The 18,733-nt window shown below is 59.6% G+C and carries 13 protein-coding genes; 4 read left to right on the top strand and 9 right to left on the bottom strand.

Annotated elements, in window-relative coordinates; genetic code table 11:
* Positions 1 to 19 precede the first annotated feature (19 nt).
* Both AB4O40_RS01040 and AB4O40_RS01045 read left to right on the top strand, forming a co-directional pair.
* Positions 20 to 5,509, top strand: a complete 5,490-nt coding sequence (locus tag AB4O40_RS01040) for a beta strand repeat-containing protein (protein ID WP_460056605.1) — start codon at positions 20 to 22, stop codon at positions 5,507 to 5,509.
* Between the two features lie 223 nt (positions 5,510 to 5,732).
* Complete coding sequence (locus AB4O40_RS01045) at positions 5,733 to 6,497, top strand: tetratricopeptide repeat protein (RefSeq protein WP_460056602.1); 765 nt, start codon at positions 5,733 to 5,735, stop codon at positions 6,495 to 6,497.
* Between the two features lie 466 nt (positions 6,498 to 6,963).
* Here the strand turns inward: AB4O40_RS01045 and AB4O40_RS01050 are convergent, their stop codons facing one another.
* Positions 6,964 to 7,194: a hypothetical protein gene (locus AB4O40_RS01050; RefSeq protein ID WP_056723133.1), complete on the bottom strand. Its 231-nt coding sequence runs from the start codon at positions 7,192 to 7,194 to the stop codon at positions 6,964 to 6,966.
* Positions 7,195 to 7,369: 175 nt separating this feature from the next.
* On the opposite strand from AB4O40_RS01050, the gene AB4O40_RS01055 reads away from it, so the two are divergent.
* Complete coding sequence (locus AB4O40_RS01055) at positions 7,370 to 9,031, top strand: SulP family inorganic anion transporter (RefSeq protein ID WP_409079388.1); 1,662 nt, start codon at positions 7,370 to 7,372, stop codon at positions 9,029 to 9,031.
* 21 nt (positions 9,032 to 9,052) lie between these two features.
* Here the strand turns inward: AB4O40_RS01055 and AB4O40_RS01060 are convergent, their stop codons facing one another.
* From AB4O40_RS01060 to AB4O40_RS01095, 8 genes are all read right to left on the bottom strand, one after another.
* Positions 9,053 to 9,241 carry a ribbon-helix-helix domain-containing protein gene (locus AB4O40_RS01060; protein ID WP_056722830.1) on the bottom strand — a complete coding sequence of 63 codons (189 nt, stop codon included), beginning with the start codon at positions 9,239 to 9,241 and terminating at the stop codon, positions 9,053 to 9,055.
* 289 nt (positions 9,242 to 9,530) lie between these two features.
* On the bottom strand, positions 9,531 to 10,109 hold the full coding sequence (gfa, locus tag AB4O40_RS01065) for an S-(hydroxymethyl)glutathione synthase (RefSeq protein WP_056722828.1): 579 nt from the start codon (positions 10,107 to 10,109) through the stop codon (positions 9,531 to 9,533).
* 84 nt (positions 10,110 to 10,193) lie between these two features.
* Positions 10,194 to 11,621 (bottom strand): GGDEF domain-containing protein, encoded by a 1,428-nt coding sequence (locus AB4O40_RS01070; RefSeq protein ID WP_056722826.1) that lies wholly within the window; start codon positions 11,619 to 11,621, stop codon positions 10,194 to 10,196.
* A 146-nt stretch (positions 11,622 to 11,767) separates the two neighbouring features.
* The gene (locus AB4O40_RS01075) at positions 11,768 to 12,727 is read right to left on the bottom strand and encodes an alpha/beta fold hydrolase (protein WP_460056597.1); all 960 of its coding nucleotides are present in this window, start codon (positions 12,725 to 12,727) and stop codon (positions 11,768 to 11,770) included.
* Positions 12,728 to 12,743: 16 nt separating this feature from the next.
* Positions 12,744 to 14,156, bottom strand: coding sequence for an NAD(P)/FAD-dependent oxidoreductase (locus AB4O40_RS01080; protein WP_460056595.1), 1,413 nt, complete (start codon positions 14,154 to 14,156; stop codon positions 12,744 to 12,746).
* 283 nt (positions 14,157 to 14,439) lie between these two features.
* Positions 14,440 to 14,994: a YdeI/OmpD-associated family protein gene (locus tag AB4O40_RS01085; protein WP_056722819.1), complete on the bottom strand. Its 555-nt coding sequence runs from the start codon at positions 14,992 to 14,994 to the stop codon at positions 14,440 to 14,442.
* Positions 14,995 to 15,155: 161 nt separating this feature from the next.
* Entirely contained in the window at positions 15,156 to 16,049 is an 894-nt protein-coding gene (locus AB4O40_RS01090; protein ID WP_056722816.1) for a polysaccharide deacetylase family protein, read from the bottom strand.
* Positions 16,049 to 16,921 (bottom strand): GNAT family N-acetyltransferase, encoded by an 873-nt coding sequence (locus AB4O40_RS01095; RefSeq protein ID WP_056722814.1) that lies wholly within the window; start codon positions 16,919 to 16,921, stop codon positions 16,049 to 16,051. Before AB4O40_RS01095 ends, AB4O40_RS01090 begins: the two co-directional genes overlap by 1 nt.
* Before the next feature lie 460 nt (positions 16,922 to 17,381).
* On the opposite strand from AB4O40_RS01095, the gene AB4O40_RS01100 reads away from it, so the two are divergent.
* Positions 17,382 to 18,713 (top strand): MFS transporter, encoded by a 1,332-nt coding sequence (locus AB4O40_RS01100; protein WP_056722811.1) that lies wholly within the window; start codon positions 17,382 to 17,384, stop codon positions 18,711 to 18,713.
* The last annotated feature ends 20 nt before the right edge of the window (positions 18,714 to 18,733 follow it).

Genomic DNA, 18,733 nt, shown 5'->3' on the forward strand with positions numbered 1-18,733 from the left:
ACATTCTAGGGAGAAAAACATGGCTAGCACTACAACTACCAGCGGCGGAACCGTTACCTCGTTCTCCAGCACGCCGCAGGCGAAGGATGACGTCCTTAACACCACTGAAAATCTGCTGGGGGTCATGTATTGGGACGTCATGTCCAATGACCTCGGTGGCAACGCGAAGACACTCTGGTCACTCGACAACGCGGACAGTCTTTCTACTGCCACCAAGGTTTATGCTCCGGCCGACCTGCTGACCCAGGATACGGCGAGGGCTGAGGCGACGAGTACTGACACCAGCTTGAATGGTGCAAGGATCTGGATCACCCCGGATGGCAAGGTCGGCTACGACGCCGCTACTTTCACCACTGCTTTCAAGGCACAACTCCAGGCGCTTGCTACTGGCGAGATCCTGACGGACAGCTTTACCTATGCGATGCGTCTGGGCAACGGAACGCTCAGCTGGGCCACCGCGACAGTGCAGTTTTCGGGCGAGAATGATGGTGTGACGATCGGTCTCGGCGCGCAGGCCGGCATGGTGACCGAAGACGCCGACACCACTGCGAGCGCAACCGACTCGCTGGCGGCCAGCGGCACGATAACCTTCAATGACATCGACCTGAGCGACACGCACACGGCGACGTTCGCGCCGGCGGGGGGCAATGCCACTCAGCTTGGTACATTCATACTCTCGCCGGTAAGCGAAGCCGCGAACGCGGCCGACGGTTCGGTGCAATGGACGTACAACCTGAGCAATACGGCGGCGCAGTACCTGGCCCAGGGACAGACAGTCACCGAAACTTACCTGGTCACCATCAGCGATGGTCATGGTTCGTCGGTAACGCAGAATGTGAGCGTCACCATCACCGGCACCAACGACGCACCAACGGTGACGGCGGCAGAAATCGAAAGCGGTGCAGTGACCGAAGACGGCACCACGGTGGCCAACGGCAGCTTCGCCTTTGGCGACGTGGACCTGGCCGATGACGCCCATGTGGCCAGCGTGAGCGCGCCGGCCGGTGCGCTGGGTACGCTGGTGGCCAACGTCAGCGACGAGAGCACCGGCGACGTGGCGGGCAGCGTGGGCTGGACCTATACGCTGGACAACAGCGCGGCGCAGTACCTCGCCGAGGGCCAGACCAAGACCGAAGTGTTCACGGTGACGCTGACCGACGACTTCGGGGCGACGGTGACCAAGGACGTGACGATCACCCTGACCGGCAGCAACGACGCGCCCGTGCTCAGCTTCGCGACCGGCCATGATGCCGGCGCGGTGCAGGAGGACACCGCGCTCAGCGTGAATGGCCAGTTCAGCTCGGCCGACATCGATCACGACGCCACGGCGACCTGGACCATCAATGGCTCGCCCACAGGCACCTACGGCTCGATCGCCGTGGACACTACCGGCCAGTGGACGTACACGCTGGCCAATGGCACCGATGGTGTCGCCAGTGCGGTGCAGTCGCTGAAGGCCGGCGAAAGCCATGAGGACGTGTTTACGGTGCAGGTCAGCGACGGCCTGGGCGGCGTGGACACCCAGCTGGTGACCGTTACCATCACCGGCAGCAATGATGCGCCCGTGCTCAGCTTCGCGACCGGCCATGATGCCGGCGCGGTGCAGGAAGACAGCGCGCTCAGCGTGAATGGCCAGTTCAACTCGGCCGACATCGATCACGACGCCACGGCGACCTGGACCATCAATGGCTCGCCCACAGGCACCTACGGCTCGATCGCCGTGGACACTACCGGCCAGTGGACGTACACGCTGGCCAACGGCACCGACGGTGTCGCCAGTGCGGTGCAATCGCTGGCGGCTGGCGAGAGTCACAACGAAGTGTTCAGCGTGCAGGTCAGCGACGGCCTCGGCGGTGTCGACGCCCAACTGGTGACTATCACCGTCACCGGCAGCAACGACGCCGCCGTGCTGTCCTCGGCCAGCGTTACGCTGAGCGAAACCAATGCTCCGCTGACCACCGGCGGCAGTCTGACCATCAGCGATATCGACAGCCCGGAAAGCTTCCAGGCGCAGTCCAACACCGCCGGCAGCTACGGCCAGTTCTCCATCGGCACCGGCGGAGCCTGGACCTACGTCGCCAACTCCGCCCACAACGAGTTCGCCGCCGGCACCACCTACACCGACAGCTTCGCGGTGAGCAGTGCCGATGGCACCCTCACTTCGGTCACCGTGAATATCCTCGGCACCAATGATGCGGCCGTGCTGTCCGCCGACACCGCCAACCTCAGCGAGACCAATGCCGCCGTCGACATTTCCACCACCGGCACCCTGACCATCAGCGACGTCGACAGCGCCGCAACCTTCGTCGCGCAAACCAACACCGCCGGCAGCTACGGCCAGTTCTCCATCGGCACCGGCGGAGCCTGGACCTACGTCGCCAACTCCGCCCACAACGAGTTCGCCGCCGGTACCACCTACACCGACAGCTTCGCGGTGAGCAGTGCGGACGGCACCCTCACGTCGGTCACCGTGAATATCCTCGGCACCAACGATGCGGCCGTGCTGTCCGCCGACATCGCCAACCTCAGCGAGACCAATGCCGCCGTCGACATTTCCACCACCGGCACCCTGACCATCAGCGACGTCGACAGCGCCGCAACCTTCGTCGCGCAAACCAACACCGTCGGCAGCTACGGCCAGTTCTCCATCGGCACCGGCGGAGCCTGGACCTACGTCGCCAACTCCGCCCACAACGAGTTCGCCGCCGGTACCACCTACACCGACAGCTTCGCGGTGAGCAGTGCGGACGGCACCCTCACTTCGGTCACCGTGAATATCCTCGGCACCAACGATGCGGCCGTGCTGTCCGCCGATATCGCCAACCTCAGCGAGACCAATGCCGCCGTCGACATTTCCACCACCGGCACCCTGACCATCAGCGACGTCGACAGCGCCGCAACCTTCGTCGCGCAAACCAACACCGCCGGCAGCTACGGCCAGTTCTCCATCGGCACCGGCGGAGCCTGGACCTACGTCGCCAACTCCGCCCACAACGAGTTCGCCGCCGGCACCACCTACACCGACAGCTTCGCGGTGAGCAGTGCGGACGGCACCCTCACTTCGGTCACCGTGAATATCGCCGGCAGCAACGACTCACCGACGATCACTTCCAACGGTGGTGGTACGACGGCGTCGGTCAATGTGGCGGAGAACACCACGGCGGTCTCGACAGTGACGGCGACCGATGCTGATCTGCCGGCGCAAACACTGAGCTACTCGCTCCTGAATACGGCCGGGACGGACTTCAGCAAGTTCTCGATCAGTTCGAGCGGGGTGCTGACGTTCAACTCAGCGCCCGATTACGAGAATGCCCAGGATGTCGGTGGTACTGACGGCGACAACGCCTACGTCGTGGACGTTCAGGTGGCCGACGGCAATGGCGGAATCGATACGCAGACGATTACGGTAAACGTGCAGAACGTCGTTGAAACTCCGATTGATACAACACCGCCAGCGTCACCGACTGGGCTGACTTACAACAACTCCGGTACAAACCATAAGCTTTCAGGGAGCGCCGAAGCTAATTCATTCATTAAGGTTTACCTGGACAATGGCAATGGCGTGTTTGGCGCCGGCGACACAGAAATTGGGACCGGAACGACCAATACCGGTGGTCAATTCGCCAATATTGATTTGACTGGCAAGTTTACGGGTGCCAAGACGCTATTTGTCACGGCTATGGACGCGGCAGGCAACGTTAGTGCTGCAACAAGCATTAACCTGACTTACCCTGCGGGAGTGTCCGGAGAAGCAATAAACCTTGCGATTGCTGATCCATCGGCAGGCCTGAGCGATAGCTTTGTTGTCACAATTGCCGACGTTCCGTCAAATTGGACTCTAAACGCCGGAATCAACAACGGCGACGGCACCTGGACCGTGCAGACCAGCGATCCCGGAGCATTGACCGTGACAACACCAGGAGGCTTCGCGGGTGCTGCGGTACTCCACATCAACATGAACTGGACTAACGCCGACGGCAGTGTGGGCAGTTCCTATGTATTCAATAACGTCGAGGCCTTTGTCCCCGACACGCCGATCTTCGCCTTGTCCGCTGACGACAACCTGACCGGTTCGTCCGGTGCCGACACCTTCGTCTTCGCCCAGCCGATCGGCAACAATCAGATCTACAGTTTCGATGCCATGGCAGACAAGATCGACATGATCGGCTTCACGGGTGTCACCGGTCTTGCTGACTTGAGCATCACTAACGACGCCAATGGCAATGCACTGGTCAGCATAAGCTCCGGCCAGACGATCACCCTGAAAGGTGTCGATGCAGCGAACTTGAGCGAAGCGAACTTCCAGTTCGATGTGGACCCGATCACCAACAACGCCGGTACCCTCACCATTGCCGACGGCGCGATCATGCCGTTCGGTGGCAGCATCCATAACAGCGGCACCATCGAGCTCGGCTCCACCGGCAGCGCGACCAGCCTTGAGATTCTGTTCCGTGGCGCGACGTTGAGCGGTGGTGGGCAAGTGGTTCTGTCCGACAGCGCGCAGAACGTGATCTTTGGTGGCAGCGCGGACACGGTGCTCACCAATGCCGACAACACCCTCTCGGGTGCCGGCCAGTTGGGAGCGGGGCAGATGATGCTGGTCAACTCGGGCCTGATCCTTGCCAGCGGTATGAATGCACTGGTGATCGATACCGGCAGCAGCGCCGTCACCAACACGGGTGTGCTGCAAGCCAGCGGCAGCGGCGGACTGGTGATTGAAAGTGCGGTCATCAACAGCGGCAGCCTGTGGGCGAACGATGGCAACATCACGGTCCACGGCGACGCCAGTGGCGCGGGAAGCGCGACTATCAGCGGTTCGGCGATCCTGGAGTTCGGTGCAGCCTCCGATCAGCATGTGACGTTCGACAGCGGCGCGGCAGGCACGCTCAAGCTCGATGAGTCGACGGCGTTCAGTGGCAGCGTCAGCGGTTTTGCCGCAGGTGACAAGCTGGACTTCGGCGATGTTGCTTTCGGCGCCAATACGCAGATCACCTATGCAGCGAATGACACGGGCACCGGCGGCATGCTGAGCGTGAGCGACGGTGCGCATGTGGCGCAGGTCGCGCTGAATGGCCAATACGCGGCCGCGGGTTTGCAGGCGAACACCGAGGGCAGCGGCAGTGAGCTGGCCTACGATGCAGCGGCGGCAAGTCATACGATGCTGGGCGGCCAGGCCAACGACATTCTGGTCGGCGGTGCGGGTGACGATCTGTTTTTCGGCGGGCTGGGCAACGACACGCTCAATGGCGGCTTCGGCAACGATACCTTCATGTTTGCTGCGGCAGGCTTCGGCAACGACTCGATCCAGGACTTCGATATTGATCCGGCCGCAGGGCAGGACTTGCTCAATATCGCAGGGCTGGGGATCAGCAGCGAGACGTTCGCTGCCAACGTGAGCATTGCCGCTGACGGGGCGGACACGGTGATCGGGATCGGAGTGGACACTATTCGCCTTGTCGGTGTTAACAGTGCAGGTATCGATCAGACGGACTTTATCCTGATGACATGATGCTTTTGCTACTGGCCGCACGTTGCTATGCGGTTGCAGACCTCATCGCGAACAAATCCGCGATGGGGTTTGCGGACGGTAGAGTCCTGGTTGCGGTGGCTGTTGCAGTGGGAACTTCAGGGTGCTGGCCAGGTCAATTGGGGCCCCGTATCGCAGATGCCGAGCAGCGCCTTGGCCTGTTTTACTTCAGTGTCGTCCGAGATCAGTCGAGTTCGCCCCCCTGATGCCAACCAAGAGTTTTCTGTCGGGACTCATCCTGGCGTTCTGCGCCGTCGCGTCGCTTTGTTCGGTTGCTGCCGAGCGAAGAGCGCCCGCGCAAAGCAACAGCGCATCAACCACCCTGATCGAAACCGCCTCGCGACAGTATGAAAATGGCCAACTGGACCAGGCTGCTGCCACGCTGGAGCGTGCCCTGCATATCCAGCCGAACAATCCCGCGACCCTGCATTACCTCGGTGTGTTGCGTCTTCAGCAGGGGCAGTACCAGCAGGCCGAAACCCTGGCGGCGCGCTCGAACATGCGGGTTGGTGGCAATGTCGCGTTACGCAACCGCAACTTCCAATTGATCCAGGCGGCGCAGCAGGCCCAGGCTTCGGGTATTCCACCCAATGCCAAAGAGGACCTGGTCGCAGCACAGAAGGGGCTGCAAGAGGAGGCCCAAAGGCGCCGCGAAGCGGAATTGGCCGTTGCCGAGCAATCCACTTCCGACACTGGGCACGATGCTGGCAACTTCGCTCGCGCAGAGGCAGATCGGGTTCCGGCTGCGCCGATGGCTGGCAGAACCGGGCCCGAAGGAAAATTACAAATGGCTAATGTCGAGCCGGGGCGGGCGTACGCTGAGGTTGAGATCCCGCGCGACTATATGCCGCCTCCGGGCAAATGCCGAATCTGGTTTCCTGATCGTCCGCCGGGGCATCAGCCTGCACCCGGCAAATGCAAGAAGCTGCGACATCGGGTTCCGTCAGGAGCCTATCTGGTGCGCGGCTGAGTTCTGAGTGTCCACTTCTGGCTAGGGGGGTGTCCGTCGCGAGGGGCTGCAAACAACTGTGATCGGGATAAAGTTACCTGCCGAAAACGCTATCAAATGCGGACTGACCGATCGTCACCAATTGGATCAAGGCCAATTGACCGGTGATTGAGCTACTCGGCCTTTTTACCGGAGGTCACGAGTTCAATCGGATCCGTTATGTAGAACAAGCAGGTAGATATGCAGGGCGATGTTCAATCTGCCTGTACCGATCAACTATGATTTTTCGCTGGCGGATCACGCTGAGGGTAAACATGCGGAGCCTCGATTCTCTCCTTGAGCTTGGCAGCAAAGTCGTGAGCACTTTTTTCATGCCGAAACTGAACTCGTCTGATGCCAAAACATACAGACCAAAGAGCTTCTCTTTGACTGGATAGGTACTCGATTTTCACTGACATGATCATGTCTCCAAGGCGCGATCCAAGGGTTAAAAGTGGATTTCAGCGGTCTTGAGGCCCAAGTCTCGAAGCTCTGCGATCAGGTCATCCAGATGCCCGAAAGACTCGACTTCCTCGTTGTCATCTACCAAGAAATAACTTCTCCCGGCGTCCTTCTTGAAAAACACGATCCACTCCTTGGGGTTGGTCGGGTTTGCGATCACATGGGTGTCAAAGGTCACGCCTTCGGCGTGTTTGCATTTCACAGCTTTACGATTCATGTCAGTCACCACGCTACACGCGCTCTCAAGATTCTCTATTTGCAGTGCATGCCCGCCCAGCTCCATCTGAACTTTCTCTATAAACATTTCCAGCCGCCCGAAGCAGTGGATCAAGGGCATTTAAATTATCACTGTATGTTAATATTATGCACATGCATCCACTGAGGAGCTAGCCATGATTGCGATAGTTGAGGCATGGAAGGCGGGGTTGTTGGGGCGAGAGCATTGGCTGGGCAATATGGTGTCTGGCGTGATCGTCGGGGTCGTGGCGCTCCCTCTGGCAATGGCGTTTGCCATTGCATCTGGCGTCAAACCTGAGCAAGGCATCTACACCGCAATCATCGGTGGCCTGCTGGTTTCGCTCTTTGGGGGAAGCCGCTTGCAGATTGCCGGGCCGACAGGCGCGTTCATCGTGATTTTGGCGGGAGTCACGGCCGAGCATGGTGTTGACGGTCTGCAAATCGCCACGATGATGGCAGGTGCCATATTGTTATTGCTGGGGATGACCCGGCTCGGTGCAATCATCAAGTTTATCCCCGATCCGGTGATCGTCGGATTCACCGCAGGCATCGGCGTGATCATCTGGGTCGGACAGTGGAAAGACTTTTTCGGTTTACCGAGGATCAGTGGAGAGCATTTCCATGAAAAGCTCTGGCATTTGCTCCAGGCGCTCCCTGATCTTCATTTGGCCACGACCCTGCTGGCGGTACTTAGTCTTTTCCTGGTCATCACCGCGTCCAAAATGCCCGGACTCAAACGGGTACCTGGTCCATTAGTCGCAATGGCGGTAGCTACAGCGATACAGTCAACCTTTCATTTCGAGGGGGTAGCCACGATTGGCAGCGCATTTGGTGGCATACCTCAAGGCCTTCCAGCGTTGAGCCTGCCTGAAATCACGCTGTCTCGCGTCATCGATTTGATCGGTCCGGCGTTCACTATCGCCATGCTTGGAGCGATCGAATCACTGCTGTCGGCGATGGTGGCCGATGGCATGGCGGGCACTAAGCATGATTCCAATCAGGAGCTGATCGGTCAGGGAGTGGCTAATCTGGTCACTCCATTGTTTGGCGGTTTCGCAGCTACCGGAGCGATTGCCCGTACTGCAACCAATATCCGTAACGGCGGCACGAGCCCGCTGGCCGGCATTATGCACGCGGTCACGTTGGTGCTTATTATTCTGTTTCTGGCACCTCTGGCCTCAAACATTCCACTGTGCGCTCTGGCCGCCATTCTTTTCGTGGTCGCGTACAACATGAGCGAGTTGAAGCACTTCAAACGCATGGTCCAGCGGGCCCCTCGCGCAGACGTAGCTATTCTGCTCATCACTTTCAGTCTCACAGTGTTCAGTGACTTGGTGATCGCTGTGAATATCGGCGTCATCCTTGCGATGCTGCACTTCATGCGCCGCATGGCCTCATCTGTTGAGGTACAACAGGTAGTCGAGCATGAGCTAGAAGAAGAGTTGAGGGCCAATGGGCACACTCGCCTGCCGGCAGGCACATTGATTTATACGATTGAAGGGCCATTGTTCTTTGGCGCGGCTGAGACCTTCGAGCGAGTCTTGGCACAGACCCATACCGATCCACGTCTGCTGATTATTCGCTTGAAGCGTGTACCGTTCATGGATATCACTGGCTTGCAGGTGCTGGAGGAGGTCATTCAGCAACTGCACAAGCGCAATATCGTGGTGAAACTCTGCGAAGCGAACACGAAGGTGCTCAACAAGCTCGATAGGGTGGGTATCTTGCAAGAAATCGGCACGGAGCATTACCACGCCGACTTCAACACCGCGCTGGCTAAAGCGGTCAGCCTCGCAGAGGGTCCGTCGATCCTTTAGAGGCTTGCTGCCCGTGTCAGGTTATGACTTGGTACTGGCGGCATGCTTACTTTTGGTTGAATAGGTGGCGCCGTGGGTGTCCAGGTAGTCACGAATCAGTTGACGGACCACCTGAGAAGGCGTCAGGTCTTGTGCTGCACAGAGTTTCTCGAAGGCTTTTTTCTTGACGGGATCAATGAGCACAGTGAGGCGCGCAGTCTTGCTTTCCATGGGGTATTCAATCGCTCAAGTCGCTAGATGTTAATCAAATTGTAATTGCCTTGTCCGGTGCTGTCACTGTGCTGCTCGTTAGTTCGACTTTACTCACACGAAAAGATTTGGCTCTCACGGTGGGTGATGAGTCGGATCTGCTTCGACTCAGCGTGGATAATCCCCATCCGCAAGGAAGGGAGCAAATTTATTCCAGGCTAGCCGACTGCCTGCAACGGGTGGACTGTGGCTAGTCACGAGCGACCGGATATGGCCGCGGTCCGAAAAAGAAACCGCGGCAACCGATCAATCAGGCGGAGGGGAGCAGGCCTTTCTGTTTGGCAACATGAGTCGCCAGTGCGTCCATCAAATCCGGGGACAGGCAGTCATAGGGTTCCAGGCCGATCGAGCGCAGGCGCTCGCGAATAGCCTTCATTTGCGCTGGCGGTGTGCCGGTTTCGATGATGGAGGACACGAACGCCGCGAATCCCGGCGCCGCCCATCCGCTCTGTGGCGAAAGTTCGGTGTGGACGAAGTCCAGGCCATAAAACGCATGGTCCTTGTTCTCGATGCGCCCAAAGAGATGAGCGTGACACTGCTTGCAGGCGTGGCGCTGGATGGTGGCGGTTTCGTCGACAATTGCCAGTTTTTCGCTGTGGGCAATGACGCTGACCTTATCTCGAGGCACCACCGCGATGACGGCGAATGTCGCGTTTTGTGGTTTCCAGCATTTGCTGCATCCGCACGCGTGGTTATACAGAGTTTGTGCGTCGATCTTGACCTCGACCTTGTCGGTCGCACACAGGCATTGCAGGGTGCCACCTGTGAAATTCGCGGCGGCGGGTTGGATACCGTTGTCCAGTGCGGGGTGAAGTTGCAAGGTGCTCATGCTGGCGTCTCCGTTTCAGGGGGGCGGACAAAATTGCCTGGGGCCGTACCTCAGACCGGTAGTTCAGCGACTTCGAGACGATGGTCAGGGCAGAGGTTGCAGGCTGGTTTTGAAGGTAGTGACCACTCGGTTACGGCCTTCGTGTTTAGCGTGATACAGGCGTTGATCGGCTATACGCAGAATTGCCTCGATGGTGTCGCCATCGCGACCGGATTGCGATACGCCGATGCTCACTGTAACCACGGTTGACCGCTGCAGGCCATGAAAGGAACTGTTTGCAACGGTGTTTCGCAGACGCTCAGCGATTTCGTGCGCGCCTTCAAGTGAAGTCTGAGGTAGCAGTATCATGAATTCTTCCCCGCCCACTCGGGCTACACCGTCATACGGCCGGATCGAATCGAGGCATTTCTCCACGAAACTCTTCAGGATGTCATCGCCAACCTGATGCCCGAAGCGATCGTTGATGGACTTGAAATTATCCAGATCGAGTGCCAACACGGAGAACGGCGCACCGCCGCGTTTGGTCCGGCCAATTTCGGCTTCGACCCGCTCCATGAACCGACGCCGATTATCAGCGCCTGTCAGTGGATCGGTCGCCGCAAGGTGCCCGAGTTTTTGATTGGTGCGCTGGAGCTCCTGCAGGGCGCTCTCGGTATACGCCATCGCCTCGGCAAGACGCACCATCAACTCCTCCTGGCTGTAAATCTTCGAAAACGACCGCGTGGTGAGGAACGCTTGCACTACCCCATAGCTCAGCATGAAGAATCCACCGGCGAAGATCGCGTGGGCGAGCCACCACATATGGTTCCACGGACGTGCAAGGATGAAGGCAAGAGAGGACAGCGCGAACGCGGTGACCGAGATGATGAAAATTGTCATCAGCGGCGAACGGATACGGCGCAGTACGAGTATTGTCACGGTCAATGTGGAAAGAACGAGGGCACCACCCTCCATCGAGAGGCGCACCGCGAGATCGCTGGCGATCGGCGAATTCGCGACGTACGCCACTGCCCCGTCAACCACCAGGAACAGTCCTATCCAGGTCAACCACGGGCGGGCCTTCATTCGTTGGTCCGCGGTATCAGGTGGGCGGTGGTACGACAGCATTGCGACTAACAGCAGAATCGACATGACCAGTCGAGAGGCTGGTCCATAAAGCAGGAAGAGCCAGATATTGTGGTGTGCTTGTTCGGTGAACGCACCGTGCAACGCGTAGATCAGAACAAAGCCGAGAAATCCAAGCGTCATCCATCGCAGCAGCGGATCTCCCGATGACTGATAGCAGCGCCACGTTACGTAGGTAACAAACAAGCCTGCCAAGGTGGCTGTCGTGATCGCAACTATATGGAACAGGTGATTCTCGAATAAAAGCGTGGGGTCCTGGAAAAAGTATAAGTAACCAATCAGATAGGCCGGAACAAACGCAAATCCTGCGAGCAGCAAGTAGGCGTAAACCCTGACCATGAGGCGAACGGCTTCAGGTGGTTCGTCGGTGGCGATGAGATTGCTCATGGTTCCCTCCAATCTTGAATCCATACAGCCAACACCGGTCCGGTGTTGGCGCCGCCTGCATGCCCACGGTCACTCGTATCAATACCTAAATACGGGATGGACCGGTCTATGGCATTTCAATTATGGATAAAAATTCAACCTTCTGATCAGAGTTTTTTCAGGAAGTCCAGTAGCAGCTCATTGACCTCTGTCGCGCGCTCTTGTTGTATCCAGTGGCCGGCACCTTCGAGGATATGACACCCGCGCAGTTCCGGCAGTGTCTGCGCGAAGGCTTCGATCTGCCGCGGGGAGCTCGGAAACTTCAGCACGCCGTCGCGGCTGCCCGCAATGAACATCGACGGCTGCCGGATAATGCAACCGCGCCAAGGTGCCAGCAGTGCCCATGAGCGAGTCATGTTGCGGTACCAGTTCAAGCCGCCGCGAAATCCGCTGCGGGTGAATTCGCGGGTGTAGTAGGCAATATCCTCGAGGTTTAGCCAGTCTGGCAGGGTTTCGGGCTCGATCATCGCGCCCAGGAAGCCCTGGCCTGGCTGCAGCCTGCCGAAAACCGGCCAATCGGGCCCGTCACCCGAGCCACTGAAGTAGATGCGCCGGATCGACGACTCGACGTCCCTTTCCAGCTCGGCCTCGGCCACACCCGGCGTCTGGAAATACTGGATGTAGAAGTCGCTGATACCCCGTGAGACAAGCGCACTGAGGAGCTCCACGCGCCCCGGTGGCGAGAAGGGAACACTCATGCCGACCACGGCGCGGAACAGATCGGGTCGCATCAATGCTGCGCTCCAGGCCACCTGCGCGCCCCAGTCATGGCCAACGATCACTGCTTGCTGTTCGCCGAGTGCATTGACCAACTCGACCATGTCGCCTACCAGGTGGAGCGTGGTGTAGGCGTCGGGTTCGGCTGGCGCATCCGTGCCGCCATAGCCGCGCATGTCGGGCGCTACCGCTCTGTAGCCGGCGGCCGCCAGCGCAGCAAGCTGGTTGCGCCACGAGTACCACAGCTCCGGGAATCCGTGGCACAGCAAGACCAACGGACCGGAGCCCTGGATGGCGACCTGCATGCGGATGCCATTGATGTCGAGCAGTTCGAGGTGTGGCTCGTTCATGTGCGCTTCCTGCTATTCAAGCGATGGCCTCCAGTAACCGCGGCAGATTCGCCAGAGCCTGCTGCTTGCTGACAGAGAGCCGATGCAGCTGCGCCAGTTTCTCGGTGTCGGCCTCTTGCATGCCCCTGACCACCGCCGTCATGAAGTACAAACGCGACTGCCTGACCCAGCGGGCCAGGCCTTCATGCTCTCCCCAGCGTAGTTGGTTACCCAGGTTGACCGCCCACATTCTGATCCAGTCCGTGGGGAGGTGAGGCGGGGGGACCATTGTGCAAAACGCGTTCATTTGCGTTTGATCCTCCAGGTGGCTTTCCACATAAGCGATCAAGGCCGCGCTGAACAACGGTTGGCAGGTGCTTACCATCAACAGGTTGATCTTGCCTCCGTCGAACACCTGCATTTCAGGCAGTGACGGAATGGCGCTGGCACTGCAATCAATGTGCAGAACGCCTGGGCTCGTGGCGATGCTTCCCTGCTCGAGCACAATGCGCGTTGGCTCGATCACTCGCACCCGCCCCAGGCGCACAATGTTGTCGATGCGTCGCAGCTCACGCAGTTCCGCCTGTGTGACGGTGGCGCAGCGGTAAGCAGTGGGTTCGACGGACTTGTCCAGGCGCAGGAGCTGGCCCGCCGCCTCAAGCCTGGAGAACAGGTCCGGGATCGAGTCCGCGGCGGCGATGGCCTCGAACTGTGCCGTGAGGCCGCCGATTGTTCGTTCGAAGCCGTCGAGGCCGGGTTGCAGGTTGGCCCGGTCGATCAACCACGGATCGTTCGGCATGATCCAGCAGATTTTTTCGGGCGCAACACCGTTTTGCAGGCACCACAGGCAGGCGTCGATCCCGGTCTTGCCCGATCCCACCACGACGTAGCCAGTGTGTGGGTGCCGGATCTTCGGCAGGTCGTTCAGTGGCACGCATTGCACGCCGGGCTCCACCGTGTATCTGGGCGGGTGGGTCGAGGGCACCGCCGTCTGGGCATGGGTGGCGTCCACCACCTTTTTGTACACCCGCACCTGATGGCTTACACCGCTAACGAGGGAGGTAAACCGGTGGTCGTCAATGCGGTCGCCGGTGTAGTCGCACATGGGGAAGTAACGGACCCGACCTGACGGCAGAAACTGCTGGTTCATCACCTGATCGAAGTAGCTCACCACCTCGGCGCCGGAGGCTAGCTCATACAAGCCCTCGTTCAGTGCCGTCGTGTCTTTCGTTCCGCTGCCCAGTTCCCGTGAGTTGACGCCATAGAAGGCCGAGGGCTGGTGCAATCGGACAAAGGGGTAGGCATCATTCCAGTGCCCGCCAGGTCGACCGTGTCGATCCACCATCACGATGCGTGCATTCGTTTCCTTGAGCAGCGTATCGACGAAGGCCATGGCCGTCGCGCCAGCCCCGATGACCAGGTAGTCGGTTTCGATAGGATTTGCGTCCATAAGGTTGCACCTTCCCGGAGGCTGCCCCTCCTTAACCTCCGAAGATTAGCCACCCATGCCGCGCGCAATAGAACGAATGCTCCTCACCCACATAACCAATGGAATTAATGGCTGCAGCCTGAATGTCCATACTCAAGTGGGCATGCGCGAAGAAACATCCAGCCATGCGGCCTGGATTTCAGTTAACCGGTAGTCAATGACCGCGCGGTAGACGGACGCCCCGAAAACCGTCCCGGTGAACAACTTGAACGCATTGTCAGGTGTATTTAACGGAATGTTCCATTTAACAACTTTCTGCCTCGGGCGCACGGAAGGCCTTACTGTAGTAGCCGGACTGGTCGAAACAGCAAACCTGCTTCTTTCCGGATGCAAGCATATCGCAGGCATCACCAATTCTTTTTGCGCGCGTCTTAAGTTGCTTGGCTGAAGTAATCCAGTGAATCCAGTCTACTCGTGCGATGGTCGTCGTATTGTTCCAAACGTTACGAGCCTCGGGAGCGGCTGCCAGTGCCTCCTGAAAATCTGCCGGGATGTCAGGCTCGGGTTCCTTCTTCACAGGGGTTAGCTCGAGTGTAACGATATCCCCAACGGCCGCGCCTGCGGCCTCGAGTAACGCTCTACTTACCTGCAGCCAATGGCTCAGCTGACCATCGGGCTCAAGGGTTGCCTGGAAATGCTGTCCATTGATTGTGCCTTCAACGGTTGTCCTTCCTCGCCTCGGAAGCTGTTCACTCGCGTCTCTTGGCAGTACTACGAACGCCCACGACGTATCGTTACCAGGCTTTGCCGGACGAAGAAGCTTTGCTTCGAATCGGGATTTCACATCGATTGTTGTCATTGCAACTCCTCCAACTAATACGCCAAGCTCAGCTGCGGTCGTTACCCAGGCCGACAGACAGGTGCCGATTCCGAGGTTCAGGGACGAGCGGTAACGGCACAATGTGACACATTCGGGATAAGACAGGTCAGTGATGCGGGCCGTTGCGAACCACTTGCCACTCACGCGGGGAATCGGGCTATCCAGTGCCTGGCAATCTCTTCGCGCCGGCAGATCCACACCGCATCGTGGCATTGCACGTAATCGAGAAAACGCGCCAGCGCCATCGCACGACCTGGGTGGCCACTGATCCGCCCATGCAGGCCGATGCTCATCATCTTCGGGTGTTGCGCGCCCTCCTGCCACAACAGGTCGAAAGCGTCCTTGAGCAGCTGGAAGAAGTCTTCACCGCAGGCGAAACCATTGGGCAGCAGATAGCGGGCGTCGTTGTTGACCAGTGTGTAAGGAATCACCAGGTGAGCGGGCGAGCCTGGGAGCCAATAGGGCAGGTCATCGTTGTAGGCGTCCGAGCTATAGAGAAACCCACCTTCCTCACGCAACAGACGGCGGGTGTTCTGGCTGACCCTTCCTGTGTACCAACCCACGGGGCGCTTACCGCAGATCTGCTCGATCACGTCGAGAGTGAGGCGAATATGGCGCCGCTCCTGGTCTTCAGGCATGTCGCGATAGTCCAGCCAACGGTAGCCATGCCCGGCAATCTCATGCCCCGCAGCGCAAAGCGCCAGGCCAATGGCCGGGGTGAGTTCCAGTGCCCGGCCGACGGCGAAGGCGGTCAGCGGCAGGCCGCGGGCGCTGAACAGATCCAGAATGCGCCACACCCCCGCGCGCGATCCGTATTCGTACATGCCCTCGACGCTCAAGTCCGGTTCCCCCACACGTGGCGGGCGGCCCGGCAGCTCGTGAAGCCAGGCCTCCGACTGGGCATCGCCATTAAGGAGGCATGACTCCGCGCCTTCTTCGATATTGAGTACGAACTGGACCGCGACGCGCGCCTCACCGGGCCAACGCGGGTGGGGCGGGCAGCCGCCATATCCGATGAGGTCGCGAGCGGACATCAGCCCAGCTCGAAGGTCGTGACGCCGAACACACGTTCGTGCGCGATCGCCGGAGGAGGGCCGAGGTACATGCGTGCGCAGCCGAAAACCTCGAGCATGCCCTGTTGGTGCACGAGTGCCATCGCGGCGGGGTTATTCTCCGGGGCATCGAGAAACAGCGGGCCACCCTCGGCAAATTCCGCCAGGCGCGCATAGAGGGCATTGGCTGCCAGGGCGTCATCGGCGAACAAGGGGCCGATCTTGTAGCCTTCCCGGCAGCGCCTTACTACGCCATAGCCGTTTAGCCTGCCCGCGCGCCGGCAACCCACGGCGAGCGCATCGGCCTGGGCTATCCACCCGCTCAGGAAACTTGCGCGCGCGGCGGGAAAACAGGTGCGGTCGTAATCGACAACCTGATCGAACGGGAAGGAGGCCAACGGGACGATGTCCTGGCCGTCTACCTGCGAAGTCGTCGGGCGGGCGGTGAGATCGGCGCGAAAACGCATGTTGCGATGGGAGAAGACGAAACCACCCTTGGCGTAGTAGTCCTGCATCGCGAAGACGCCGTCCATGCCGATGCTCGCGCCTGGGCGCAGTCGGGCGAGGAGTCGCTCGCGGCGTGCGTGCCAGAGGGTATCGCCCAGGCCTTGACCGCGATATTCAGGCCGGACGATGAAAAAACCCATGAAGCCGAATTCGCCATTGTAGGAGGTGATGGCACCGCCGCCGATCAATTCGCCGCCCCGGGACGCCGCGATGAAGGCGGCAGGGTCCGTCGCCCAGAACAGCTCGGCATCGTGAAGGCCGGGATTCCAACCCTCACGGGCAGCCCAATCGACGAGCTCGTCCAGCTCGGGACGGGTCATGTTGCGTATGACCAGCTGATTCGACACCGCGAAGTTCTCCTCAGTCGCTATTGACGGTATGCCCGACCCGGGTAAAAAAGAGGGTAGCAGGGCACCACCTGTTTGCCATTGGCCTGTCTACCGACCGCTTTGACCCGGAGCATCGGAGGGTTCTTCGCGGATAAACAGCGCGAGCATGCCCAAACTGAACGGTCTTTTGTCCCAGTATCACAATATTGTGTCCTGAAAAGCTGAGTGCAAGGCGCCCTCCGAGGGCTACCTTCAAGCCGACTACTGAAAATAGATGGAGGTAGAAAGTGGATGCACTCACTGCAATGCGCGTTGGTCAATCCTGACCGCCGCCCCCCTGCTCAAGAACGTTCTGCCGGGCAACAACATGACCCTGGCCATGTAGATGCACTCCCGTGCGGGCTTTGAAGAGACTATCGCTCGCCGTCCGGCTACACGCTTGATAACAACAATAAAATAAAGACTTCGAGGAGGCTGCATGGCCTTTCATCCAATCGTCGCCGACGATGACGACGCTGGTTGCGTCAGCGTTTCGCGCCAATATGCCTGGATCGTTTTTGCACTGACGTTCGGCCTGTTGATTTCCGATTACATGTCGCGTCAGGTGCTGAACGCGGTGTTCCCGTTGCTCAAGACCGAGTGGGCGTTGAGCGACGGACAGCTCGGCCTGCTCAGTGGCATCGTTGCCCTGATGGTGGGCCTGCTGACGTTTCCCCTGTCGTTGCTGGCCGACCGTTTCGGCCGGGTCAAGAGCCTGGCGCTGATGGCGTTGCTGTGGAGCGTGGCGACCCTGGGTTGCGCGCTGGCTCAGGACTACCAGCAGATGTTCATCGCGCGCTTCATGGTCGGTGTCGGTGAGGCTGCCTACGGCAGCGTCGGCATCGCCGTGGTGATTTCGGTGTTCCCCAAACACATGCGGGCCACCCTGACCAGTGCCTTCATGGCCGGCGGATTGTTCGGCGCTGTCTTAGGGATGGCCCTGGGCGGCGCCATCGCGGCCAAGCTGGGCTGGCGCTGGTCGTTCGCCGGCATGTCGTTGTTTGGCCTGGTGCTGGCGATGCTCTATCCGCTGATCGTCAAGGAAGCGCGCATTGCGCCATCACGTGTCGCTCCAGTGGCGAACAAGGCAACGGTGGCGGTCAAGCGTCCGCTGCGCACGCTGTGGTCCAGCCGTTCGGTGGTGTCGACCTACATCGGCAGCGGCTTGCAGTTGTTCGTCGGCGGTACGGTGATGGTGTGGATTCCCAGCTACCTCAATCGCTACTACGACATGCCCACCGACAAGGCCGGTGGCATGGCGGCGGGCATCGTGTTGTGCAGCGGTGTGGGGATGATTGTGTGCGGCATGCTCAGCGACCGCCTGTGTCGGCACTCACCGGAGCGCAAGGTCAGCCTGGCCATCGGCTTCTGCCTGGGCAGTTGCCTGTTGCTGTCGACGGCCTTTGCCTTGCAGGCAGGGCCGGTGCAACTGCTGCTGATCTGCCTGGGCATGTTGATTGCCACCGGCACTACAGGCCCCAGTGGCGCGATGGTTGCCAACCTGACCCATTACTCGGTGCACGGTACGGCATTCGCCACGCTGACCCTGGCCAACAACCTGCTGGGGCTGGCGCCGGGGCCGTTCATCACCGGCCGGGTGTCGGACCTCATCGGTCTGCATGCCGCGTTTCAACTGGTGCCATTGATCAGCCTCGTCGCGGCGGCGGTGTTCTTTTATGCCAAGTGTCATTACCACAAAGACATTGCCCGCCTTCAGGGGCAGAGTGTTCCTGAGTCCATGAGCGAATTCGGGCTGGAGGTGAAACTGTGAGTCGTCGTTAACATCCCGAC

It is taken from the genome of Pseudomonas sp. S2_F07, assembly GCF_054668325.1.